Raw genomic sequence first — 24601 nt, forward strand, 5'->3', positions numbered from 1 at the left:
GAACGATCCGCATGTAAATTGGAGAACAGCCATGCGCGCCCAGCCAACGGCATCGCACTATGTCAACGGCCGCTACCTGGACGACGAGCGCGGTGCGCCGTTGCCGGTCATCTATCCGGCCACCGGCGAGACGATCGCGACATTGCATTCGGCGACGCCCAACGTGCTGGAGCTGGCGATCGAGGCCGCGCGGGCGGCACAGCCCGCCTGGGCACGTTTGAAGCCTGTCGAGCGCGGACGCATCCTGCGCCGCGCCGCCGACATTCTGCGCGCACGCAATGCCGATCTCGCCCGCATCGAGACTTTAGATACCGGCAAGGCGATCCAGGAGACGTTGGTGGCGGACGCGCCGTCGGCGGCCGACTGCCTGGAATATTTCGGCGGCGCGGTCGCCGCCTTCAATGGCGAGGCCATCGATCTCGGTGGACCCTTCGCCTACACCAGGCGCGAGGCGCTCGGCGTCTGCGTCGGCATCGGCGCCTGGAACTACCCGATCCAGATCGCCGGCTGGAAGTCTGCGCCGGCGCTCGCCATGGGTAACGCCATGGTGTTCAAGCCGTCGGAGAACACACCGCTGTCGGCGCTGGCACTGGCCGAGATCTACACCGAGGCCGGCCTGCCCGACGGGTTGTTCAACGTCGTGCAGGGCTATGGCGATGTCGGCGCCGGCCTCGTTGGCCATGATGTCGTCGCCAAGGTCTCGGTGACCGGCTCCGTGCCGACCGGCCGCAAGGTGCTGTCGCTCGCCGGCTCGAAGATGAAGCATGCCACGATGGAGCTCGGCGGCAAGTCGCCATTGATCGTCTTCGACGACGCCGATCTCGAAAGTGCCATCGGCGGCGCCATGCTCGGCAATTTCTACTCGACCGGTCAGATCTGCTCTAACGGCACGCGCGTCTTCGTGCAGAAGGGCATCCACGACCGCTTCGTCGAAAGGCTGGTCGAGCGGACCAAGAAGATCCGCATCGGCGACCCGCTCGACCCCGAGACGCAGATGGGACCGCTGGTCAACAAAGCGCAACACGAAAAGGTCGTCGGCTATATCGAGATCGGCAAGCAGGATGGCGCAACGCTTGCCTGCGGCGGCAATGTACCGTCGCTGCAGGGTTTCCAGGGCGGCTTCTTCGTCGAGCCGACAGTGTTCACCGGCGTTACCGATACGATGCGCATCGCCCGTGAAGAAATCTTCGGGCCTGTCATGAGCGTGTTGAAGTTCGACAGCGAGGACGAGGTGATCGACCGCGCCAACGACACCGAGTTCGGGCTTGCCGCCGGCGTCTTCACGCGCGACCTGCAGCGCGCCCATCGCGTCATCGCCGAATTACAGGCCGGCACCTGCTGGATCAACGCCTACAATCTGACACCGGTGGAAATCCCCTTCGGCGGCTTCAAGCAGTCAGGTATCGGGCGGGAGAATTCGCTGGCGGCGCTTGCGCATTACTCGCAGCTGAAGGCGATTTATGTCGAGACTGGGGATGTGGCGAGCCCATATTGAGGTTGGCGATTGGCGAAAGCCGACATGAGAGCCGATCTCCCCCTTGCGAGGGATGTCGGCAGCTTCAACCTCTCAGCTACCCTTCTCCGCCGTCCCATCCAGATACTGCGTCAGCGCGCAAACCAGATGATAAAAAATACTGGCCGGCACGTCTGATGCCAGCGAACGGCCGCGCTCGTCGATGCGGTCGATCCAGAGGCCGAGCGGCGCCGGGTCGATGTGCCAGCGGAACAGACGACCGACGCGGGCTTCGATCTCGGGCTTCAGGTCCGGCCCGCCTGAGCCATCCAGCGCGATCGCCGCCTTGACCGCCTCGGCCTGCGGCCAGCTGCGCGACACAAGGTCAAGCGGCAGGCCCTGCCTGGAGACGGCGCCGTAGGACAGGCCGGTGGCGCGGTTGAGGCCGTTGGCGATCGCCGAGGCATAGAGTTTTCGGGCAAAGCCGCTCAACTCGGTCTGGCCGCTGCGGGCGGCGAAATCGACCAGCAGCGAGGCCCATTCGAAATGATGGCCAGGTTCGGTCCCCTGGCCTTTCTCGCCGGTGGACGGCTTCCATTCCCGGTCGAAATATTCGCCCAGCGTCCAGCTTTCCGGGTCGAAGAAATGGCTGCGGAAGAGGTCGATGATGCGCGCCGCGCGGCGCAGATAGGCGCGCTCGCCGGTCGCCTGATGCCAGGCGAGGAAGGCCTCGAGCAGGTGCATATGCGGGTTGGAGCGCCGCTCGCCCTCGCCGCTCGAGGTTTCCAGGAAGCCGGTCATGCGCTCATCCTCGAGATGGGCATCGAGGAAGGCGAAGGTCTCCTCGCCGAGCAGCAAGGCATCGGGATTGCCCGACATATGGGCGTGCGCCAGTGCCAGCAGAACGCAGGAATGATCGTAGGCGTCCTCGGCGGAATCCGCGACCGAACCGTCGACATTCAGAGTGCGCACCCAGCCGCCGCTGTCGGTGCGGCCCTTGCCGGCCATGAAGTCGATGCCGTGGCTGATCAGCCGGTCGGCCGGGCCGGTCCAGCCGCGCGCCTTGGCGACGGCGAAGGCATAGACCTGCCTGGCCTGCGTACGCATGCGCTTCGGCTTCAGCAGCGGCGCGGCGTCGAAGCCGAGCGCCTCGTGGAAGCCGCCATGGCGCTCGTCGACGCCTGATGTCGACCACAGCGGCAAGGTCTCCTCGAACAGCCAGTGACGAACACGCCGCCGCCAGGCGCCGCTTTCAATGACCCGGTCATGCGCTGGCGTGAAGCGGGTCTCCAGCCGGCCCGACTTTTCCAACTGTTCGACGATCTTCTTGACGTGCTGGCTGTGGCTGACCGGGGCGACGAAGGTGGCGTCGGCGGTCGAGACAATGGCGACGTCCTTCATGCCGATGGCCGACAGGAGCCGACCGTCGCTGCGGATGTAGGAGTTCTCGCAGTCGATGGCGACCACATCGCCGACGATGACATTGCCCTGGCTGTCGGAAGGACCGACATCGAGCAGCGACTGCCAGGAGCCAAGGTCGTTCCAGCGAAAGCCGGCCGGCACCATGGCGATGCCCGTCGCCCGCTCCATGATGGCGTAGTCGATCGAGGTCGAGGGAATGGCCGCGTAGAGTTCCAGCGGCATGTAGAGGCCGGAGAGGTCCGATGTCGCCGCCTTGTAGGCCGTTTCTGTCGCCTGCCAGATTTTTGGCTCAAACGCCGCGAACGCATCGCGCATGGCGCCGGCGCGAAAGAGGAAGATGCCGGTGTTCCAATAAAAATTTCCGGCCTCGAGATAACTCTGCGCGGTCGCGAGATCGGGCTTTTCGACGAAGCGCGACACGTCGAAGATGCCGGCCTTGTCGCGCGATACCTCGATATAGCCGTAGCCGGTCTCGGGCTGGGTGGGCTTGATGCCGAACACCACCAGCCGGCCATCGCTGGCCGCCGCGGCACCCGCTTCGATGCTCTCCCAGAATTGCCGCGTGGTGGAAATCTCATGGTCGGACGGCACCACCAGCACCAGGCTGTCGCCGAATTCCGACAGCGTGCGCAACGTAGCCAGCGCGACAGCGGCGGCGGTGTTGCGGCCGGTCGGTTCGAACAGCGGGCCGCCGCCGGCGAGATCGAGGCCGGCGAGATCGGCATGAACACGCTCGGCGTGACGCTCGGCGGCGATCAGGAAGATCGGCGTCTCGCCATCTGGCCTTGCCGTCAGGCGGCGCAAGGTCTTGGCCAGCATCGAGCCATGACCGGAAAGGTCATGGAACTGCTTCGGATTGTCCTCGCGCGACAGCGGCCAGAGCCGCGACCCGACGCCGCCGCTCATGACAAAACTGACGATCCGCTCGCTCATTCAGGTCTCGCGCTCAAGGTTGTGGCCGACTGCTTACTACACATGCCTTTAAGCTGTGTTTAGCCGATTGGAAATGCGCTCGGCCGCCAGCTCGATGAAAGCCTTGACCAGCGGCGAAAGGTGGCGGCTGCTCGGATAAAGGACATGCAGCCCGCCGGCCGGCGTCGTGTAATCTTTGAGAACACGCTTCATGCGCCCTTCGCTGATGAGCGCCTCGGCCATGCCGTGCGGCAATTGGGCGATACCGAAGCCCGCAAGCGTGGCCGCAACGACTGCCTGCATCTCGTTGGCGGCGAAGCGCCCGTCTACGGCGACCGTCACCTGACCGTCCGGCCCCTCCAGCACCCAATGAGCGCCGGTAGCCGAGGCACCCGCGATGACACAGTCGTGGCCGACGAGATCCGTGGGTGCTTCCGGCACTCCGCGACGCGCGAGATAGTCCGGGCTGGCGCAGAGCAGCCTGTGGGTCGAGCCGAGCTTGCGGGCGATCAGCGTCGAATCCTGCAGGACGCCAGTGCGGAAAGCGAGGTCGATCCCGTCCTCGACCAGATTGAGCCTGTCGTCGGTCAAGCGGAGCTCGACCTTGGCCTTTGGATACATCGCCAGAAACTCAACTACGGCGCCGGTGAGGAAATATCCCCCGAAGCCGACGGGTGCTGAAATGCGGATCGTGCCGGAAGGTTCGGCCCTTGCTTCCGCGAGGCGCAGATTTGCTTCCTCGAGCGTCCGCAACGCCTGGCTGCTCTGCTCATAGTAGAGGCGCCCGGCGTCCGTCAGATTGAGGCTGCGTGTCGTGCGCTGCAGAAGACGGACCCCGACCTCGCGCTCGAGCGCGGCTATGCGCCGGCTGACCGTCGTCTTGGGCATGGCGAGCAGGCGCGCGGCAGCGGTGAAGCTGCCGGCTTCGACGACGCGAGCGAACACGACGATATCGTTGAGATCGAGCATTGTATCCGAATGTGGGACAAAGTTTTTCAATTATAGGCAGTTATGCATCAATATGGCAGTCCCTAAATTTGCTCCACCGCAACGAAGGAGCAGACTCAATGACCAGCAAACGAAGCATTTTGGTGACCGGCGCCACCGGCCAGCAAGGCGGCGCGGTTGCGCGCGCCCTGCTGTCGAAAGGACATCGCGTCAAGGCACTGACACGCAGGCCGGACAGCGATGCCGCAAGGCAGCTGGCGTTGGCGGGCGCCGACGTCGTGGGCGGCGATCTCGCCGACACAGCCTCCGTCGTGAGAGCCGCAAGCGGCGTCGACACCATGTTCCTGATGGGCAACAGCTATGAGGCCGGCATGGAGGAGGAGACGCGCCAGGGGATTCTTGCCGCCGATGCGGCGAAGACTGCCGGCGTCGGGCATCTGATCTATTCGTCGGTTGCCGACGCGGACAAGCAAACCGGCATCCCGCATTTCGACAGCAAGTATCTCGTTGAGAAGCATATCGTCGGGCTCGGCGTCCCCTACACGATCAGCGCGCCGGTCGCCTTCATGGAGAATGTCGTCGCGCCATGGTCGATCGGCGCGCTCAGCCAGGGCACGCATGCCTTTGCGATGCCCCCGAAGCGCGTCCTCCAGTTGGTCACCCTGATGGATATCGGCGCTTTCGTTGCCGCTCTGGTCGAGCAGCGCGAACAGGTGTTCGGCAAGCGCTTTGATTTTGCCGGGGACGAGTTGTCCGGCGAGGAACAGGCGAAGATCCTGACGCAAGCCATCGGCCGCCCAATCCACTACCAGGAAATCCCGATCGCCGTGGCCCGCGAGCAGAGCGAGGATGCGGCACTCATGTTCGAATGGTTCGACCGTATCGGTTACGACGTCGATATCGCCGCCCTGCACAAGGAATTCCCGGAGGTCCGCTGGCACAGTTTTGCCGACTGGGCGCGCGCATTCGACTGGAGCGCACTCAAGCGGGCATCTTCCTCCGCCTGACTGCTCTTCGCCTGAACCCAAAGCCGAGGCCTGAACCTAAATGGTCTGATTGTAGGCGCCAACCTCGGCGCTGCGGCGCAGCACGGCGTCGACGGCTTCGAACATCTGCCGGCGCCGCTCCGACGATACCGGGCTCTCCACCACGACGACCAGCTCCGGTTTGTTGGAGGAGGCCCGCACCAGACCCCAGGTGCCGTCCTCGGCAACGACGCGCACCCCGTTTACCGTGACGAGTGCGGCGATTTTCTGGCCGGCGAAGATAGCGCCGTCGCGCTGCATTGCCTGAAAGTCGGAAACCACCCGCTCGACCACGCCATACTTCACATCGTCCGCACAGTGCGGCGACATGGTGGGCGTGCCATAGGTAAGCGGCAGCGCGCGGTAGAGATCGGCCATCGAACTGTCCGGGCTGCGATCGAGCATCTGACAGATGGCGATAGCGGTGATCAGCCCATCGTCATAGCCGCGGCCGATCGGCGGGTTGAAGAAGAAATGGCCGGACTTTTCGAAGCCGGCGACGGCGCCGAGTTCGGCGACGCGGCGCTTGATGTAGGAATGGCCGGTCTTCCAGTAGTCGGTGACGGCACCGTTGGCGCTGAGCACGCTGTCGGTGTTGAACAGGCCGGTCGACTTGACGTCGACGACGAAGGTCGTGCCGGGATAGATCCGCGAAATATCTCGCGCGAGCATCACGCCGACCTTGTCGGCGAAGATCTCGTTGCCTTCATTGTCGACGACGCCGCAGCGGTCGCCATCGCCGTCGAAACCGAGGCCGACATCGGCCCCTGTCTCCAAAACCTTGTCCCTGATGGCATGCAGCATCTGCATGTCCTCCGGGTTCGGATTGTAGCGCGGGAAGGTATGATCGAGCTCGACGTCGAGCGGGATGACCTCGCAGCCGATGCGCGCCAGCGCCTCCGGTGCGAAGGCGCCGGCGGTGCCGTTGCCGCAGGCGCAGACCACCTTCAGCTTGCGCGCTATGCGCTTGTCTCCGACCAGGTCGTCGAGATAGGTCGCGCGAAAACCGGAGACGAATTCGTAGGAACCGCCGCCGGCAAGGTCGAAATCGCCTGCCAGCACGATTGTCTTCAGCGCGCCCATCTCCTCGGGGCCAAAGGTCAGCGGCCGCGTCGCACCCATCTTGACGCCGGTCCAGCCGTTTTCGTTGTGCGAGGCGGTGACCATGGCGACGGAGGGCGTATCCAGCGCAAACTGGGCGAAATAGGCCATCGGCGACAGCGCCAGCCCGATATCCTTCACCCTGGCGCCGGCGGCCATCAGGCCGGACACCAGTGCCAGCTTGATGCCAAGCGAATAGGAGCGGAAATCATGCCCGGCGACGATGTCGGGCCCGGCGCCGAGACGACGGATCAGCGTGCCCAGCCCCATGCCGAGCGCCTGGACGCCGATCAGGTTGAGCTCCGGCTGCACCGTCGAGCCCGGATGGCCGAACCACCAGCGCGCGTCGTATTCGCGAAAGCCGGACGCCTTGATCAGCGCGTCGGTTTCGAATTCGAAGCTGTTGGGCCGGGCATCGCCAACGATTTTTAGGGGCAAGACAGCAGAACTCCAGGCGGCAGAAAATACGATCTATCGAGGCAGCGGCTTAGCACGCAAGCCTTTAGACCGTGTTTATCCCGGGGGAAAATCCGAGCATTCCGGCCATGCCGGACGAAAGCGGACGAAATGCGACAGAAGCGCTGCCATTGCCGCTTGCAGGAACGAAGTACGGCGGCTATAAGCCCGCGGTCTGGTCACGGAGTGTAGCGCAGCCTGGTAGCGCACCTCGTTCGGGACGAGGGGGTCGCAGGTTCAAATCCTGCCACTCCGACCAGAAAAAACAAGCACTTGGGTGTTTGTTCCTCCCGCCGCCCCCACATCAATCGAGCAGCTCCAAATGCGTGCCGGATCGTGGCCAGTCGCGATGATGCTCGACAGCAAGCCCTCACTTTGACCTAATGGCGCCCTGCCCTAGTTGCACGGGTATGATGGAGTCAGGAATGGCGAGACCGGACAAGACATGAAGCTGACGTCGACGGCCGCCTTGCCATTCACCCTGGCCGCTATGCTCCTTCTTGCAGCAGGCTGTTCGTCGACGGGCAGATCGCTCGACCCGGCGAAATACGACAAGATGACGTGCACCGAGCTCAACAGCGCGCTCGGCGACACGGCCAGCGACATTTCGCAAACCGCTATCACCCGCGGCAAGGTTGCCAATACCAGCGTCCCACGCTGGCTGCTCGGCGGCTCGACCGTCAAGACAGCGGTCGCCAACCGCGAGACGGCCAGAATCGAACGGCTCCAGCAGCAACAACTAGCCATCGTCGCGGCAAGGAAGCGCCAGTGCCCTTCTTCGCAATGAGTGGCAAGCCGTCGGACGACTGTCGCCTCAGGCGCTCAACCGAAACCGCGTGACATCGATCGCCGCGTTCATCAGCGTTTGCGTGTAGGCGGCTTGCGGATTGCTGAAGATTGCCTCTGTCGGCCCTTCCTCGACGATCTTGCCCTGCTTCATGACGATGATGTAGTCGGCCATGGCGCGCACGACGGCGAGGTCGTGGCTGATGAACAGATAGGACAATCCGTGGTCGGCCTGCAGCTTGCGCAGCAATTCGACGATCTGCTTCTGCACGGAGCGGTCGAGGGCCGAGGTCGGCTCGTCCAGCACCACCAGCTTCGGCTTCAGGATCATGGCCCGCGCGATGGCGATGCGCTGGCGCTGGCCGCCGGAGAATTCATGCGGATAGCGGTTGCGCGAATTGGGATCGAGCCCGACCTCAAGCAAGGCCTCGACGGCACGCTGGTCACGCTGCTTGCCCGAAAGGTTCGGCTCATGCACCAGGAGCCCTTCGGTGATGACCTGGCCGACGGTCATGCGCGGTGACAGCGAGCCGAACGGATCCTGGAAGACGAGTTGCATTTCGCGCCTGAGCGGCCGCATCGCCTGCCGGCCGGCACCGGAAATGTCGCGATCGCCGAAGCGGATCAGGCCGTCGCTGGGCAGCAGCCTGAGCAAAGCGCGGCCGAGCGTCGACTTGCCCGAGCCGGATTCGCCGACGATGCCGATCGTCTGGTTGCGCTGCAGCCGGATTGAGATGCGGTCGACGGCGCGCAGCATCAGCGGCTCGCCGGAAAGAAAGCCGCCGCCGATCCTGAACACCACTTCGACATTCCTGCCTTCGAGCAGCACCGGCGCGTTGACCGGCGGCGGCGCCTTGGAACCGGTCGGCTCGGCGGCAAGCAGCATCTTGGTGTAGGCGTGCTGCGGGCTGGCGAAGAGCGCTTCGGCGTCGCCCTCCTCGACCACTTCGCCCTGGCGCATGACGTAGACGCGGTCGGCGAAGCGCCTGACGATGCCGAGATCGTGGGTGATGAAGACAATGGCCATGCCGAGCTTGCGCTGCAGTTCGGCGAGCAGCATCAGGATCTGCGCCTGGATGGTCACGTCAAGCGCCGTCGTCGGTTCGTCGGCGATCAGTATGTCGGGATCGTTGGCCAAAGCCATGGCGATCATGACGCGCTGACGCTGGCCGCCCGACATTTCGTGCGGATAGGATTTCATCCGCCGCTCGGGATCGGGAATATGCACCAGCCGCAGCAGCTTGAGGGCCTCCTCGCGTGCTTCGGTCGCATTCAGCCCGCGATGCCTGCGGATAGGCTCCATCAGCTGGTTGCCGATCGAATAGAGCGGATCGAGCGAGGTCATCGGCTCCTGGAAGATCATGCTGATCTTGCGGCCGCGGACCTTGTTTAGCTCGGACTTGCTCAGCGTCAGAAGGTTGCGGCCACGGTAGTCGACACTGCCGGTGGCTTCGCCGTTGGAGGCCAGCAGGCTCATCGCCGCCATCATCGTCTGGCTCTTGCCGGAACCGGATTCGCCGACCACGGCAACGGTTTCGCCTGCCTTGACGTGGATGTTGATGCCCTTGACGGCTTCGACTGCGCCGTCGAGCGTGCGGAAGCGGACACGAAGGTCCTTGACGCTGAGGATCGTTTCGGGAATTCCCATATCAACGGTTGCCATCTTTATCGATCTCTCGGGTCGAGCGCGTCGCGCAGGCCGTCGCCGACGAAATTCAGCGCGAACAGCGTCGAGACGAGGAAGAAGGCGGGGAACAGGAGCAGCCAGTTGGCGGTGCCGATGTTCTTGGCGCCGACCGATATCAGCACGCCCCAGCTGGTCATCGGCTCCTGCACGCCAAGGCCGAGGAAGGACAGGAAGCTTTCAAGGATGATGACCTGCGGCACCAGCAGCGTCATGTAGATCACCACCGGTCCGAGCAAATTGGGGATGACATGGCGGATCAGGATGCCGCGCTGGCCGACGCCCATGGCCTCGGCCGCCTGAACATATTCCTGGCGCCGGATCGACAGCGCCTGGCCGCGCACGATGCGCGCCATGTCGAGCCATAGCACCGCACCCACCGCCAGGAACATCAGCACGAAGTTGCGGCCGAAGAACACCACCAGCATGATGACGAAAAAGATGAAGGGCAAGGAATAGAGCACATCGACGATGCGCATCATCACCTCGTCGATCTTGCCACCGGAAAAGCCGGCCGCCGCCCCGTAGAGGACGCCGATGACCACGGCGACAACGCCGGCAAGCAGGCCGATGGCGAGCGATATGCGGCCTGCCATCAGCGTGCGGGACAACAGATCGCGGCCGGTATTGTCGGTTCCGAACAGGAAATATTGCTGCTTGACCGAGGTACTCATCGTCACTTCGAGCCCGTCAGGCGACTTGCTCTCTATCTTGGTGTCGTCGAAGGCATCGGAGCGGTCGAGATAGCGGATGTTGCGCTCGTCGATCGGCTTGGTCGAGGTGACGGTTACGGTGACGCGATCGCCCTTCTGCTTCCACTCCTTGATGTCGACGCGCATGCGCTTGATCGCATCCTTGAGCGCAGTCTCGATCATGTCGGCCTTCGGATAGGCTGAAAAACTTGGCGGCGTGCGCACGTAGTCGGCGTAGATGGTGGTGTATTGATGCGGCACGAACCAGGGGCCGAACACGCTGATGACGCCAATGAAGGCGAGATAATAGAGGCTGAACATGGCGGCGCGGTTGGCCTTGAGCCGCGCCCAGGCATCGCCCCAGAGTGAGCGGCCGACGACGGCCGGAGGAGCGGCGGTGGCTGCGATGTCAGTCATAGCGCACCCTCGGGTCGACGACCGCGTACATGACGTCGACGATCAGGTTGAAGACGATGGTGAAGAGCGCAATCACCACCACGGTCCCCATCACCAGCGTGTAGTCACGGTTGAGCGCGGCATCGACGAAATAGCGGCCGACACCGGGAATGGAGAAAATGGTCTCGACGATGACCGAACCGGTGAGCAGCGCCGCGGCCGCCGGACCGGTGAAGGAAACGATCGGCAGGATGGCGCCGCGCAGCGCGTGCTTGACCACCACCGACCAGTCGGAGAGGCCGAGCGCACGCGCCGTTCGGATATGATGCGAACGCAAGCTCTCAATCATCGAACCGCGCATCAGGCGGGCAACGATGGCGATCTGCGGCAAAGCCAGCGTCAGCACCGGGCCGACCTTGTTGATGAAGGCGCCATCACCCCAGCCGCCGATCGGCAACAGCTTCCAGGTCAATCCGAACACCAGCTGAATCACAGGAGCGATGACGAAGGTAGGGATGGTGCTGCCGGCGGTCGCCAGCGCGATCACCGTATAGTCGCCAAGCTTGTTCTGGTTGAGCGCGGCAACGGTGCCGAGCACCGAACCCAGCAGAAGCGCCAGGATCAGCGCGGAGGTGCCAAGCTGGACTGAAATCGGCAAGCCTTTGGCGAAGAGTTCGGTGACGGTGAAGTCAGGCAAATTGTAGCTCGGCCCGAAATTGCCGCGCAAAAGATTGCCGAGATAATGGGCATATTGCAGCCAGAGCGGATCGTCGAGGCCGAACTGAGCTTCCAGATTGGCCCTGATCTCGGGGCTCAAGCCCCGCTCCTGATTGAATGGGCCGCCTGGTGCGACGCGTATCAGGAAGAACGCCATGGTCACGATGACGAATAGCGTCGGTATGGCGGTCAGAAGCCGCCGGAGAATATATCGCAGCATCGGCGCCCCGCTTCGGCCAGAGCGACATTACGTCAATGCGGACGCATTGCCATGCTCCGGCGCCAAATCTTCGCACCGGGCTTGCCGAAAATCGAGCACGACTTTCGGACCGATGCGATGACCGACCAGCCCGCCGCGCCCAGATGAGGCGCGGCGGGCTGGTCAAGGATGATTCAGTCCTTGGAGACGAAGCGGGACGGATGGATGTCCATCACATTGTCATCGAAGCCATGCAGCTTCGAGGAAACGATATCGTGGAAGCTGTAGTAGAGAAGCGGAATGTTGCCGACGTCATCGACAAGGATGCGCTCGGCCTCAGTGAGGTCCTTCATGCGCTCTTCTGGCTTGCCGCCGGCAGCCGCGGCCTTGTCCATGGCCGCTTCATATGCCGGGCTGACATAGTTCGAATAGTTGTTGCCGCTGGCCTTGCGTGTGATGCCGAGGAAGGTCTCGGGATCCTTGTAGTCGGCGATCCAGGCGGCACGCGCCACGTCGTAGTTGCCCTTCTGCTCAAGGAAGGAGTAGTGGGTCTTGGTGTCGGTGTTGAGCAGCGTGACCTCGACGCCAAGCGGCTTCAGCTGTTCCTGGATGGCAACCGCGGTGTTCTTGTGGTTTTCCGAGGTGTTGTAGCGGATCTCCATCTTCAGCGGATGCTCGGGCGTATAGCCGAGTTTCTCGAGAATCTTCTTGGCAGCGTCCTCGCGGTCGATCTGCGGCATGTCGGCGTATTTGGCCATTGCCGGGGTGTAGCCCGCGATGCCCGGAGGCACCATCGAGTAGCCGGGCAGCATCGAGTTCTGCCAGACTTTCTCCGCGAGGAAGTCGCGGTCGATCGCCATCGAGATGGCGGTGCGCAGCTCTGGGTTGTCCCACGGCGCTTTGTCGGTCTTGATCGCATAGTAGTAGGTTCCGAGATACGGTCCGACGCGGACCTGATCGCCGAACTTGGTCTTGAGGTCAGCGAGCTGTTCGGTCGGCAGGTCGCCGTAGCTGTCGAGTTCGCCTGCCTCGAAGCGCTTCATCGCCGATGAGCGGTCTTCGGTCGGGATATAGTTGACGACGTCCATCTTGACGCTCGCGGCGTCCCAGAATTTCGGATTCTTGACCAGCTTCATGTGGTCATTGGGAATCCACTCGGCCAGCGTATAGGCGCCGTTCGAAACCAGATTGCCCGCCTTGATCCAGTCGGCGCCGAGCTTTTCGATTGAGGCCTTGTTGACCGGATAGGTGGCCTGGTGGGTCAGCATCTCCAAGAAGTATGGTGTCGGTGCCTTCAGCGTCACTTCCAGGGTGTTGGCGTCAATCGCCTTGACGCCCATATCCTCGGGCTTGCCTTTCTTGGTGTTGACTTCCTCGGCGTTCTTCACCGGATAGAGCATGGAAGCGTATTCGGCGGCGGTCGCCGGATCCTCCAGCCGACGGAAGGAGTAGACGAAGTCGTCCGCCGTCACCGGGCTGCCATCCGACCATAAGCCGTCCTTGCGCAGCTTGAAGGTGTAGACGGTGCCGTCATCCGATACCGTCCAGCTTTCGGCGGCGCCCGGAATGAGGTTCGTCTTCTGATCGTGCATGACCAGTCCCTGGAACAGGTCGCGTATGATATCGGCTTCGTAGACGGTCGAGGTCTTGTGCGGATCGACCGTCTCCGCTTCGGCGGCGCTGCCTCTGTTATAGACGGTCTCGGCGAAAGCCGGCGTGTAGAACGTTCCGGCCGTCAAAGCCATCGTCGTAGCGAACAATGTCGCCTTCAGCATATTTTTCAGCATGACGTTTCTCCCTGTCGGCACTGCCGTCGGCGCGCCTTTACGTGTTGACGCCCCGGAACCGATATCTGGCCCCTTTTGAGCGCGCTGCCGGTTCCCTGTCCGGCGGCTGGTGGCAGGAGACTAGACAGACGGAAATGCGATTTCAACCGAGTCTTGCTTGACGCTAAGTGAGCAACCTTCCGCTAAAACAGCGACGTCTAAAGTCTAACGCCCTTCAACTTGGCACACCCAACGGTTGCTCGGCCTGTTTTCTGTTTTTGCAGTCGGGATTTGGCATGCTCGGCACTATGCCGCAGAGCCCCAAAAGCCGCAGTTCATGACCTCGCTTCCGGACAGACGCCGCGGGAACTTCGTCCGCTTCTGCTCGGCATGGTTGCACGCTGGGCCTTGGCCTCGACAACCGCGCCAGTCGACGACCTGGTCTACAATGTGCTTGCCGCGCTCGTCGTGTATGTCGGCGAGGCCGATATCCGTGTTACCGGCGCGACCTGCGGGCGCTCCGTGCTTGTTCAATAGGATGCTTCAGCCTGCCCGCCCGAGAAACCAGCCGAGCGGCGCCAGCGACAGACCCTCTTCTTGCGCAACAGCAGCAGCGCCACCCGGATCGATCGCCTCGACGCTGGCCAATTCCGGCGGCAACGCCCAGCTTGCCGGCTCGTCGGCGAAGTTGAAGACGCAGAGCAGCGTCTCGCCGCCGCCTTCACGGATAAAGGCAAGAACATCGCCTTCGGCATCGAGGAAGCGGATCGAGCCGGTGACCAGCGCCGGATGCCGCTTGCGCAAGCCGAGCATCGCCCGGTAGGCGGCAAGCACCGACGCCTGCTCACCGTTCTGGATGTCAACGGCGCAGGCGCGATAACCGACCGGCACGGGAAGCCACGGCTTGCCCGAGGTGAAGCCGGCATTGTCGGCGCCCGCTTCCCAGGCCATCGGCGTGCGGCAGCCGTCCCTGCCCTTGATGCCCGGCCAGAAGCGGATGCCGAACGGATCGCGCAAATCCTCGAAGGCGAGTTCCGCCTCCTCCAGCCCGAGTTCCTCGCCCTGGTAGAGGCAGATCGATCCGCGCAGGCAGGAGAGCAGCGCGATGGAGAATTTCGCTACCACTTCGGGGTCGCCGCCCGGGCGCGTCCAGCGGCTGACATGGCGCACCACGTCATGGTTGGAAAAGGCCCAGCAGACCCAGCCGTCGGCGACCGCGGTCTCGAACGCCTCGACGCAGCCGCGAATGTGCGCGGCCGAGAATTGCGGGCCGAGCAGGTCGAAAGTGTAGCACATCTGCAGCTTGTCGCCGCCGGAGGTATAGGCGGCGAGCGTCTGCAGCGAGCGGTCTTCGTCGCCGACCTCGCCGACCGCGGCGCGGCCGCCATGTTCGTCGAGCAGCGCCCGAAAGCGCCCGAGGAAAGTCAGATTTTCCGGCTGCGTCTTGTCGAACAGATGCATTTGAAAGGCATAGGTGGTGGTGGCCTCGTTGGTGCCGGCGACGCTTGCCGCCAGAGGCGGGTTGTCGCGCAGCCATTGGTCATGAAAATAGTAGTTGACCGTGTCCAGCCGGAAGCCGTCGACGCCGCGCTCCAGCCAGAACCGCACCGTTTCCAGCAGCGCGTCCTGAACCTCGGGATTGTGGAAATTCAGGTCCGGCTGCGAGGCCAGGAAATTGTGCATGTAGTACTGCCGCCGCGTGGCATCCCATTCCCAGGCCGGGCCGCCGAAGAGCGACAGCCAGTTGTTGGGCGCGCTGCCATCGGGCCTTGCGTCGGCCCAGACATACCAATCGGCCTTGGGATTGTCGCGGCTGGCGCGGCTTTCGACGAACCATTCATGCTTGTCGGAGGAATGCGACAGGACCTGATCGATGATGATCTTAAGCCCGAGCCGGTGCGCTTCGGCGATCAGCGCGTCGAAATCCTCGAGGCTGCCGAACATCGGATCGACGTCCTGATAGTCGGATACGTCATAGCCCATGTCGGCCATCGGCGACTTGAAGAAGGGCGACAGCCAGACGGCGTCGACGCCGAGCGAGGCGACATGCTCCAGACGGTTGGTGATGCCACGTAGGTCGCCGCTGCCGTCGCCCGTCGTATCCTGGAAGGAGCGCGGGTAGATCTGGTAGATGACGCAGCCGCGCCACCATTCGGCATTTTGGTCAGCCATTTACGAACCCTTCCTGGCGCTGGCCTTTCCGGCTCGGCGCTCAATCATGAAAATCACCGTCCGCCCCGGCACAGGCCGTGCGATGTCGACGCCGCCGGCCGGGGCTTCGATCGCCGGAACCCAATGAAATCCCTCACGCCCGGGTAGCGTGAATATCGATTGGCGACGGTCGCCATTGACGATGACGGCAAAGCGGCCATCGCTAGCGCCGGCGCCGCCAAGCAGCATGACCAGGCGATGCCGCCGCAGATCGTGCCAGTCCGCCTCGCGAAGCGGCGCTCCCGTCTCGGTCAGCCAGGCGACGTCGGGAAAGTCCGAACCCGCCGGCGGCTCTCCGGTCAGAAAATCTGTGCCGGAAAGCACTGGTGCGGCGCGGCGTATTGCGGCGAGCACGAATGCGTGGGCTTCCAGCTTCAGGTCGCGCCCGGCCCAGTCGAGCCAGGTGATCGCATTGTCCTGGGCATAGGCGTTGTTGTTGCCCTTTTGCGTGCGGCCGAATTCGTCGCCCGCCGTCAGCATGATCGTGCCGCGCGAGGCAAACAGCGTGGCGAGCAGCGCGCAGCGGTCGTGAAAACGGTCTTCGGCAATCCCAGTATCCGAGGTCTCGCCTTCGACACCGTTGTTCCACGACAGGTTCTCGTTGTGGCCGTCGCGGTTCTGCTCGCCATTGGCCGCGTTGTGCTTGCGCTCGTAAGCGACGAGGTCGGCCAGCGTCATGCCGTCATGCGCGGCGATGAAGTTGACAGTGCGGTTCACCGACTGATCTGCCTTGGCGAACACATCGGACGAGCCGGCGAGCCTTGTCGCCAGCGCGCCGACCATGCCGGCGTCGCCGCGCCAGAAGCGCCTGACATCGTCGCGGTATCTGTCGTTCCACTCGAGGAAGGGCGCTGGAAAATTGCCGAGCTGATAGCCGTCCAGGCCGATGTCCCAGGGCTCCGATATGAGAACCCTGTCGGCGAGAACGGGGTCGGCGGCGATGGCCTTGAGCAGTGGCGCGGCCGGGTCGAACACGCCGTCGATGCGGCCGAGAATGGGCGCGAGGTCGAAGCGGAAACCATCGACCCCGGCATGGCGGACGAAATGACGGAGCGTGTCCAGCACCATCTCCGCGACGATCGGGTGATCGCAGGCGACTGTGTTGCCGGTGCCGGTGTCGTTCACCAGCCTGCCGTCCGGTTCGTGCCGGTAGTAGGCGCTGTTGTCGAGGCCGCGCAGCGACAGCGTCGGGCCGATCCGGTCGCTTTCGCCGGTGTGGTTGAAGACGAGGTCGAGGATGGTGCCGATGCCGGCCTTGCGCAGTGCCGAGACCGTGTCGCGCAATTCGGTCAGCCCGCCTGGCGCCAGGCGCGGGTCGAGCGCCATGAAGGTGACGGGATTGTAGCCCCATGCGTTGCTGAGCCCGAGCGGCGGCAAATGCCGCTCGTCGATCGAGGCCGTGACCGGCATCAGTTCGACGGCGCCAACGCCGAGTTTCTTCAGGTGCTCGATAATTGCAGGATGGGCAAGGGCCGCAATCGTCCCGCGCTGTCTCTCGGGGATATCCGGATGCAGCATGGTGAAGGCGCGCACCGGCACTTCGTAGACGAGGCCACCAGGTCGGAACAGGGGCGGCAAGACAGGCAGCGGCTTCGGCAAGGTCTTGGCCACGGCCTTCGGCATCAACGGCGCGGTGTCTGCGCCCTCGTTGCGCCGCGCGGCAAGCCGCCAGTGATGGGCATAAGGCCTGTCGATCTCAACGGCATAGGGGTCGACGAGCAACTTCTCCGGATCGAACCAAGAGCCGCGATCGGGCGCATAATCACCATCGGCGCGAAGGCCGTATCGCGCGCCGGCACCGAGGCCAGCGACGAACAGGGCATGGACGCCCTCGCCTTCCGGCTGGAGCTCGAGCCGGTCGATTTCGCGGTTTCCAGTCTTGTCGAAGATCGAGACCCAAAGGCGCCTCGCCGACGACGACCAGGCGGCAAAACGGATGCCCTCGCGGCTGACGGTTGCGCCGAGCTGGCTCACGCGAGCGCCTCCCCTTCTCCCCTTGTGGGAGAAGGTGGATCGGCGCGCAGCGCCGAGACGGATGAGGGGTGTTGGAAGAAATGAGGCATCAGTGATTTGAACGCCGATTGCGCCAAGCTGGAGCACCCCTCATCCGACCGAGCTTCGCTCGGTCCCCTTCACAAGGGGAGAAGGGGGAGCCCTCTCAACCAACCTCAAGTAATCACGCTCGGCTTGTTGCGGCCGGTGTGGCTCTTGATCCCGGCGATATCGTCTGCAGCCTCGATCAGATCGGCAAGCGCCTCCTGCGTGTCCAGATCGTGCCTCGCCTTGTCGGGCTCGTAGCGCTCGATATAGACGCGCAGCGTCGCGCCCGAGGTGCCGGTGCCGGACAGGCGGAAGACCACGCGCGAGCCGCCTTCGAACAGCACCCGGATGCCCTGGTTCTTGCTGACCGAGCCGTCGACCGGATCGTGGTAGGCGAAATCATCGGCGCTGGCGATTGTCATGCCGCGCACGCTGGTGCCCGGCAGCGAGCCAAGCTTGGCACGCAGCTCGTCGACCAGGGCGTTGGCGCGATCGGTCTCGACCTCTTCATAGTCGTGGCGCGAATAATAGTTGCGGCCGTAGGTTGCCCAGTGCTCGGTGACGATCTGCTTGGCGCTTTCGCCGCGCACCGCCAGGATGTTCAGCCACAACAGCACCGCCCACAGGCCATCCTTCTCGCGGACATGGTTGGAGCCGGTGCCGGCACTTTCCTCGCCGCAGATCGTCGCCATGTCGGCATCGAGCAGATTGCCGAAGAACTTCCAGCCGGTCGGCGTCTCGTAGATGCCGATGCCGAGATTTTCGGCGACGCGGTCGGCCGCACCGCTGGTCGGCATCGAGCGGGCGATGCCTTTGAGGCCTTCCTTGTAGCCCGGCGCCAGATGCGCGTTGGCGGCAAGCATCGCCACCGAATCCGACGGCGTGACGAAGATGCCCTTGCCGATGATCAGGTTGCGGTCGCCGTCACCATCGGAGGCGGCGCCGAAATCCGGCGCGTCCGGTCCCATCATCTCGTCGTAGAGATGCTTGGCATGGACCAGGTTCGGATCGGGGTGATGGCCGCCGAAATCCGGCAATGGCTTGAAGTTGCAGCAGGTGCCGTTGGGAGCGCCAAGCCGCCGTTCGAGGATTTCCTTGGCATAGGGCCCGGTGACCGCATGCATGGCGTCGAAGCGCATGCGGAAGCCGTATTTGAAATTGGCGCGGATGGCGTCGAAATCGAACAGGCTTTCCATCAGCTCGGCATAGTCGGTGACTGGATCGATGATCTCGACGGTCATGCCGTCCGCCTTGACGGTACCGATCTTGTCGATGTCGATCGGCCCGATGTCGGCGATCTTGAAGCTCGCAATCGTCTTGGTCTTTTCGAAGATCAGGTCGGTCAGCTTTTCCGGCGCCGGGCCGCCATTGCCGGCATTGTACTTGATGCCGAAATCCTCATGCGGACCGCCGGGATTGTGGCTGGCCGACAGGATGATGCCGCCGAAGGTCTTGTATTTGCGGATGACGTGCGAAGCGGCCGGCGTCGACAATATGCCGCCCTGCCCGACCATCACCTTGCCGAAACCGTTGGCTGCGGCCATGGCGATGGCCTTCTGGATGACCTCGCGGTTGTAGAAGCGGCCGTCGCCGCCGATCACCAGCGTCTTGCCCTCAAATCCCTCCAGCGCGTCGAAGATCGACTGGATGAAGTTCTCGGCATAATGCTCCTGCTGGAATACCGGCACCTTCTTGCGCAGGCCGGAGGTGCCGGGCTTCTGGTCGAGATAAGGTTTGGTGGCGACGGTTCTGATCATGCCTCAGGCAGCCCTTTTCGATAGCAGCAAGCGATAGAGTTCGACGTATTTTTCGGCGCTCTTGTCCCACGAGACATCGGCCTTCATGCCCTGGCGCTGGATCGATTGCCAGGTTGCGGCGCTGGCATGCGCGTCGACCAGCCGGCGGATGGCGTGCAGCAGCGCGCCGGCATTGTTCGGCGCGAATTGGAAGCCGGTCGCCACGCCGGCCGAAATCGCCGCTTCATTGGCGTCGATGATGGTATCGGCAAGGCCGCCAGTGCGGGCGACGATGGGCACGCAGCCATAGCGCAGGCCGTAGAGCTGGGTCAGCCCGCAAGGCTCGAAGCGCGACGGAATGATGATCGCGTCGCAACCGCCCTGCATGGTGTGGGAGAGCCCCTCGTCATAGCCGACGACGACGCCGATACGGCCGCGATGGCGGGCGGCGGCGGCGAGCAGCGCACCTTCGAGACCGGCGTCGCCAGAGCCCAGGATCGCCAGCCGCGCGCCGGCCGCGACGACGCCGTCGACGACCGCGGCGAGTATGTCCATGCCCTTCTGCCAGGTCAGCCGGCTGATGACGCAGACGATCGGGCTGTCGTCGCGCTCGAGGCCGAAGCGGTCCTCGACCGCCGTCCGGTTGGCGCGCCGCGCCTCAAGCGTCGCGCCCGAATAACTTGCCACCAGATGCTTGTCGGTTTCCGGGTTCCAGATGTCGACATCGATGCCGTTGACGATGCCGTAGAGATCGGTCGAGCGCATGTTGATCAGGCCGTCGAGGCCCATGCCGAATTCGGCCGAGCGGATCTCCTGCGCATAGGTCGGGCTCACCGTGGTGATCGCCCAGGCGGCCTGCAGGCCGGCCTTGAGGAAGCCGACACCGCCGTAATATTCGACGCCGTCGAGCGCCATCGCCACCGCCGGCAGGCCAAGCTCGCCGAAGATGCCGGCGCCGAACTGACCCTGAAAAGCGAGATTGTGCACGGTGATCAGCGACGGTATGCCGACCGCCTTGCCGTAACGCATATAGGCCAGCGTCATCGCCGACTGCCAGTCATGGGCGTGCACGATGTCGGGCTGGTAGCCGGAGATGGCGCCACCGGCTATGTCGCCGCCGGCCTGGCTCAAGGCGGCGAAGCGCCGCCAATTGTCCGGCCAGTCGGCGCCTGTCGCATTGCCATAGGGGCCGCCGGGACGGTCGAACAGATGCGGCGCATCGAGCACGAACAGGTCGAGCCCGGCGATCTGGACGGCATGGATCGAGGCCTTGCCGCCCTGCAATAGCGGGTATTGATAGACCGCCTTTTTTTTCTTGAAAGCGTCCATGACGACAGGATAGCCGGGGATCAGCGTGCGCATGGCGACGCCCTTGCCGGCCAGCGCAATGGGCAGCGCGCCGGTCACGTCGGCAAGCCCGCCGGTCTTGATCAGCGGGAAGATCTCGGGCGTGACCGACAGAACCTGCATGCGCCTACAAATCCAATTCTGCCTACAGCTTCAGCTTGTCGATCATGTCCTGCGTGACCAGGCAGATGCCTTTTTCCGAGACGCGGAAACGCTTGGCGTCGAGCACGGGATCTTCGCCGACCACCAGCCCTTCCGGTATCCTTACGCCGTGATCGATGACCACGCGCTTCAACTTTGCGTTCCGGCCGACATGAACGTCGGGCAGCATGACGACTTCTTCCAGCGTCGAATAGGAATTGATGCGGGCGCCGGTGAAGATCAGGCTGCGCTTCAGCGAAGCGCCCGAGACGATGCAATCGCCCGACACCAGCGAGGAGACAGCCGAGCCGCGCCGGCCATCCTCGTCGTGCACGAACTTTGCCGGCGGCTTCAATTCGGCATAGGTCCAGATCGGCCAGTCGCGATCGTAGAGGTCAAGCTCCGGCGTCACGTCGGTGAGGTCGATATTGGCCTCCCAATAGGCGTCGACTGTTCCGACATCGCGCCAGTAGGCCTCGTTCTCGGCGGTCGAACGCACGCAGGATTTGGCGAAGCGGTGGGCGATCGCCTTACCGTTCTGGACGATATAGGGAATGATGTCCTTGCCGAAGTCGCGGCTCGAGCCGGGCTCGGCAGCATCGCGGCGCAGTTGCTCCATCAGGAACTTGGTCTTGAAGACGTAGATGCCCATCGAGGCCAGGGCGAACTCCGGCTTGTCGGGAATGCCGGGCGGGTCGGCCGGCTTTTCGACGAAGGCGATGATGTTGTCCTTGGCGTCGACATGCATGACGCCGAAGCCGGTCGCTTCCATACGCGGCACTTCGAGGCAGCCTACAGTGACGTCGGCATTGGCGTCGACGTGCTGGCGCAGCATCAGCTCGTAGTCCATCTTGTAGATGTGGTCGCCGGCGAGGATGACCATGTATTCGGGCCCGTAGGCCTCGATGATGTCGATGTTCTGGTAGACGGCATCGGCCGTGCCCTCATACCACTGCGTTTCCGAAACCCGCTGGCTGGCGGGCAGGATGTCGAAGCTTTCGTTTCGCTCGGGGCGCAGGAAGTTCCAGCCACGCTGCAGGTGGCGGATCAGCGAATGCGCCTTGTACTGGGTGGCGACACCGAGGCGGCGAATGCCTGAGTTGAGAGCATTGGAGAGCGCGAAATCGATGATGCGCGTCTTGCCGCCGAAATAGACCGCTGGCTTGGCGCGCCGGTCGGTCAATTCCTTGAGGCGGCTGCCGCGCCCGCCCGCCAGCACATAGGCCATAGCGTCGCGCGCCAGCGGCTGGGTCCGTTTCGTGTCTGCCATATTACCCTCCCAAGTCACTCAGTCTGAAACATCACTCAGTCCGGAACAAATTCGAGCATGGTCGTCGACAGCGGCGGCAAAAGCATCGTCACCGATATGCCTCCTCCTTCCGCCCGTGCCTCGACCTCGCCGCCATTGCCCTGGCCAGAACCGCCATAGTCCGAAGCATCCGTGTTGATGATCTCGCGCCATTTGCCGGCCTGCGGCAACGGCACGCGGTAATTGTCGCGCGGCACCGGCGTGAAGTTGGAAATGACAGCGATCGGGTTGCCGCCCGGCGCGCTGCGCAGCCAGGCAAACACCGAGTTGGCGCTGTCGTCGACGATCAGCCACGAAAACCCCTCCGGCTCGCAGTCGCGCGCATGCAGCGCCGGGCGCGAACGGTAGAGGTAGTTGAGGTCGCGCACGGTCTGCCAGACGCCGCGATGCAGCCTGAAATCGAGCAGGTTCCAGTCGAGCGCGCGCGCCTCGCTCCACTCGCGGAGCTGCGCGAATTCCTGGCCCATGAACAGCAGCTTCTTGCCGGGATAGCCCCACATGAAGGCGTAATAGGCGCGCAGCGTCGCGAATTTCTGCCAGTCGTCGCCGGCCATCTTGCCGAGCAGCGTGCCCTTGCCGTGCACGACCTCGTCATGGGAGAGCGGCAGGACGAAATTCTCGGAGAAGGCGTAGACCAGGCCGAAGGTGATGTCGTTGTGGTGATGCTTGCGGAAGATCGGCTCCTTGGAGAAATACTCCAGCGTATCGTGCATGAAGCCCATGTTCCACTTGAAGCCGAAGCCCAGGCCGCCCTCATGCACCGGCTGCGACACCTTCGGCCATGAGGTCGATTCCTCGGCGATGGTCATCACGCCGGGATGATGGCCGTAGATCTCCTTGTTCATCTTCTGCAGGAAGCTGACCGCTTCGAGATTTTCGCGTCCGCCCTTCTCGTTGGGGATCCATTCGCCGGCCTTGCGCGAATAATCGAGGTAGAGCATCGAGGCCACCGCATCGACGCGAAGACCGTCGACATGGTATTTCTCGGCCCAGAACAGCGCGTTGTTGACGAGGAAAGACACCACCTCGCGGCGGCCGAAATTGTAGATCGCCGTGTTCCAGTCGGGATGAAAACCCTTGCGCGGGTCGGCATGCTCGTAGAGCGCGGTGCCGTCGAAATTGGCCAGCCCATGCGCGTCGACCGGGAAATGCGCCGGCACCCAGTCGAGGATGACGCCGATGCCGGCCCGATGGGCGCCATCGACGAAACGGGCAAAACCGTCCGGATCGCCGAAGCGGGCCGACGGCGCGTAGAGGCCGGTGGTCTGGTAGCCCCAGGACGGATCATAGGGGTGTTCGGAGATCGGCATGAATTCGATATGGGTGAAACCGGTTTCGGCGACATAAGGGATCAGCCGGTCGGCGAGTTCGTCCCATGACAGGAAGGTGCCGTCGTCGCGCAGCTGCCACGAGCCGGCATGGACCTCGTAGATCGAGATCGCTTCGCGGCGGGGATCGGCGTTGCGCCAGAAATTGCGGTGCGCTTCGTCGCCCCATTCATGCGCCGGCGGTACCGCCGTCACCGAAGCGGTGGCCGGGCGCAGCTCGGATTTGAAGGCGAACGGATCGGCCTTGAGCGGCAGGCGCACGCCATCGGGCGCGATGATCTCGTATTTGTAGGGCCGGCCGGCGCCTATGTCGGGAATGAACAGCTCCCAGATGCCGGTGTCGCGGCGGTCGCGCATCGTATGCCTGCGACCGTCCCATTCGTTGAAGTCGCCGACCACCGAGACGCGCCGCGCATTGGGCGCCCAGACGGCGAAATGCACGCCCGACGCGCCCTCATGGTCGATGAGATGAGCGCCGAGCTTGTCGAACAGCCTGAGGTGCGATCCCTGGGCGATGTAGTAATCGTCCAGCGGGCCGAGCACGGGACCGAAGGAATAGGGATCGGTCAGCCACCAGTCGCCGCCGGCATTCCTGGCGTGATAGCGCAGCGGCTGGCGTTTCTTGAGCGACAGCTTGCCCTCGAAGAAACCGCCATCGTCGCGCCGGGACAATTCGCCGGCATTCTTGCCGGTCAGCGTATAGGCGGTGACGAACTCGGCATGCGGCACGAAGCAGCGGGCGACAAAGCCCTTACCGGCTTCATGCACGCCCAGCACCGCGAATGGATCGCCATGCGTGCCGGCGACAATCGCCGCGACATCGCCGGCTGGCGCCAGTCCGTCCGGCCCGCTTGTCGCAGCGGTCGCGCGCGGCTTCCTCATCAGGCAGTTACCCTCCCCGGGCGGCACCTTTGTTGTTGCGCATGTCGTCG

16 protein-coding genes, 1 tRNA gene and 1 pseudogene are annotated in these 24601 nt (G+C 63.7%); 5 read left to right on the plus strand and 13 right to left on the minus strand.

Annotated elements, in window-relative coordinates:
• Positions 1 to 31 precede the first annotated feature (31 nt).
• A complete protein-coding gene (gene betB, locus AC04SI_RS10970; protein ID WP_404277287.1) occupies positions 32 to 1495 on the plus strand; it encodes a betaine-aldehyde dehydrogenase in 1464 nt (487 codons plus the stop codon).
• Positions 1496 to 1567: 72 nt separating this feature from the next.
• On the opposite strand, the gene AC04SI_RS10975 is transcribed toward betB, so the two are convergent.
• Positions 1568 to 3808, minus strand: coding sequence for an AGE family epimerase/isomerase (locus tag AC04SI_RS10975; protein ID WP_404277286.1), 2241 nt, complete (start codon positions 3806 to 3808; stop codon positions 1568 to 1570).
• A 48-nt stretch (positions 3809 to 3856) separates the two neighbouring features.
• On the minus strand, positions 3857 to 4756 hold the full coding sequence (locus AC04SI_RS10980; RefSeq protein WP_488474212.1) for a LysR family transcriptional regulator: 900 nt from the start codon (positions 4754 to 4756) through the stop codon (positions 3857 to 3859).
• Positions 4757 to 4854: 98 nt separating this feature from the next.
• On the opposite strand from AC04SI_RS10980, the gene AC04SI_RS10985 reads away from it, so the two are divergent.
• On the plus strand, positions 4855 to 5742 hold the full coding sequence (locus tag AC04SI_RS10985; RefSeq protein ID WP_404277283.1) for an NmrA/HSCARG family protein: 888 nt from the start codon (positions 4855 to 4857) through the stop codon (positions 5740 to 5742).
• Between the two features lie 36 nt (positions 5743 to 5778).
• Here AC04SI_RS10985 and AC04SI_RS10990 read toward each other — a convergent pair whose 3' ends face one another.
• Entirely contained in the window at positions 5779 to 7299 is a 1521-nt protein-coding gene (locus AC04SI_RS10990) for a phosphomannomutase/phosphoglucomutase (protein ID WP_404277282.1), read from the minus strand.
• Between the two features lie 200 nt (positions 7300 to 7499).
• Between AC04SI_RS10990 and AC04SI_RS10995 the strand changes: the two genes are divergently transcribed.
• Together AC04SI_RS10995 and AC04SI_RS11000 are read left to right on the plus strand one after the other, a co-directional pair.
• Positions 7500 to 7576: transfer RNA gene (locus tag AC04SI_RS10995), tRNA-Pro, on the plus strand.
• A 186-nt stretch (positions 7577 to 7762) separates the two neighbouring features.
• The gene (locus AC04SI_RS11000; protein WP_488474213.1) at positions 7763 to 8104 is read left to right on the plus strand and encodes a hypothetical protein; all 342 of its coding nucleotides are present in this window, start codon (positions 7763 to 7765) and stop codon (positions 8102 to 8104) included.
• Between the two features lie 27 nt (positions 8105 to 8131).
• On the opposite strand, the gene AC04SI_RS11005 is transcribed toward AC04SI_RS11000, so the two are convergent.
• From AC04SI_RS11005 to AC04SI_RS11020, 4 genes are all read right to left on the minus strand, one after another.
• Positions 8132 to 9751, minus strand: a complete 1620-nt coding sequence (locus AC04SI_RS11005) for an ABC transporter ATP-binding protein (RefSeq protein WP_404277452.1) — start codon at positions 9749 to 9751, stop codon at positions 8132 to 8134.
• A gap of 17 nt (positions 9752 to 9768) precedes the next feature.
• Entirely contained in the window at positions 9769 to 10896 is a 1128-nt protein-coding gene (locus AC04SI_RS11010) for an ABC transporter permease (protein ID WP_404277280.1), read from the minus strand.
• Positions 10889 to 11812, minus strand: coding sequence for an ABC transporter permease subunit (locus tag AC04SI_RS11015; protein WP_192183720.1), 924 nt, complete (start codon positions 11810 to 11812; stop codon positions 10889 to 10891). The genes AC04SI_RS11010 and AC04SI_RS11015 overlap by 8 nt, the downstream gene beginning before the upstream one ends.
• A 173-nt stretch (positions 11813 to 11985) precedes the next feature.
• Entirely contained in the window at positions 11986 to 13578 is a 1593-nt protein-coding gene (locus AC04SI_RS11020; protein WP_488474214.1) for a peptide ABC transporter substrate-binding protein, read from the minus strand.
• A gap of 387 nt (positions 13579 to 13965) precedes the next feature.
• On the opposite strand from AC04SI_RS11020, the pseudogene AC04SI_RS11025 reads away from it, so the two are divergent.
• Positions 13966 to 14094, plus strand: a pseudogene (locus AC04SI_RS11025) (hypothetical protein); the annotation flags it as partial.
• Positions 14095 to 14100: 6 nt separating this feature from the next.
• On the opposite strand, the gene bglA reads toward AC04SI_RS11025, so the two are convergent.
• The 6 genes from bglA to glgB all read right to left on the minus strand — a co-directional run bounded on the left by bglA (position 14101) and on the right by glgB (position 24551).
• A complete protein-coding gene (gene bglA, locus AC04SI_RS11030; protein ID WP_404277278.1) occupies positions 14101 to 15729 on the minus strand; it encodes a beta-galactosidase BglA in 1629 nt (542 codons plus the stop codon).
• Positions 15730 to 17742 carry a glycogen debranching protein GlgX gene (gene glgX / locus AC04SI_RS11035; RefSeq protein WP_488474215.1) on the minus strand — a complete coding sequence of 671 codons (2013 nt, stop codon included), beginning with the start codon at positions 17740 to 17742 and terminating at the stop codon, positions 15730 to 15732.
• Between the two features lie 194 nt (positions 17743 to 17936).
• Positions 17937 to 19565 (minus strand): alpha-D-glucose phosphate-specific phosphoglucomutase, encoded by a 1629-nt coding sequence (locus AC04SI_RS11040; RefSeq protein WP_404277276.1) that lies wholly within the window; start codon positions 19563 to 19565, stop codon positions 17937 to 17939.
• Positions 19566 to 19568: 3 nt separating this feature from the next.
• Positions 19569 to 21014: a glycogen synthase GlgA gene (gene glgA / locus AC04SI_RS11045; RefSeq protein ID WP_488474216.1), complete on the minus strand. Its 1446-nt coding sequence runs from the start codon at positions 21012 to 21014 to the stop codon at positions 19569 to 19571.
• A gap of 22 nt (positions 21015 to 21036) precedes the next feature.
• Entirely contained in the window at positions 21037 to 22302 is a 1266-nt protein-coding gene (gene glgC, locus AC04SI_RS11050; RefSeq protein WP_192183714.1) for a glucose-1-phosphate adenylyltransferase, read from the minus strand.
• 35 nt (positions 22303 to 22337) lie between these two features.
• Positions 22338 to 24551: a 1,4-alpha-glucan branching protein GlgB gene (gene glgB, locus AC04SI_RS11055; RefSeq protein WP_404277273.1), complete on the minus strand. Its 2214-nt coding sequence runs from the start codon at positions 24549 to 24551 to the stop codon at positions 22338 to 22340.
• Positions 24552 to 24601: the final 50 nt, after the last annotated feature.

This window comes from Mesorhizobium sp. CNPSo 4689, assembly GCF_057784325.1.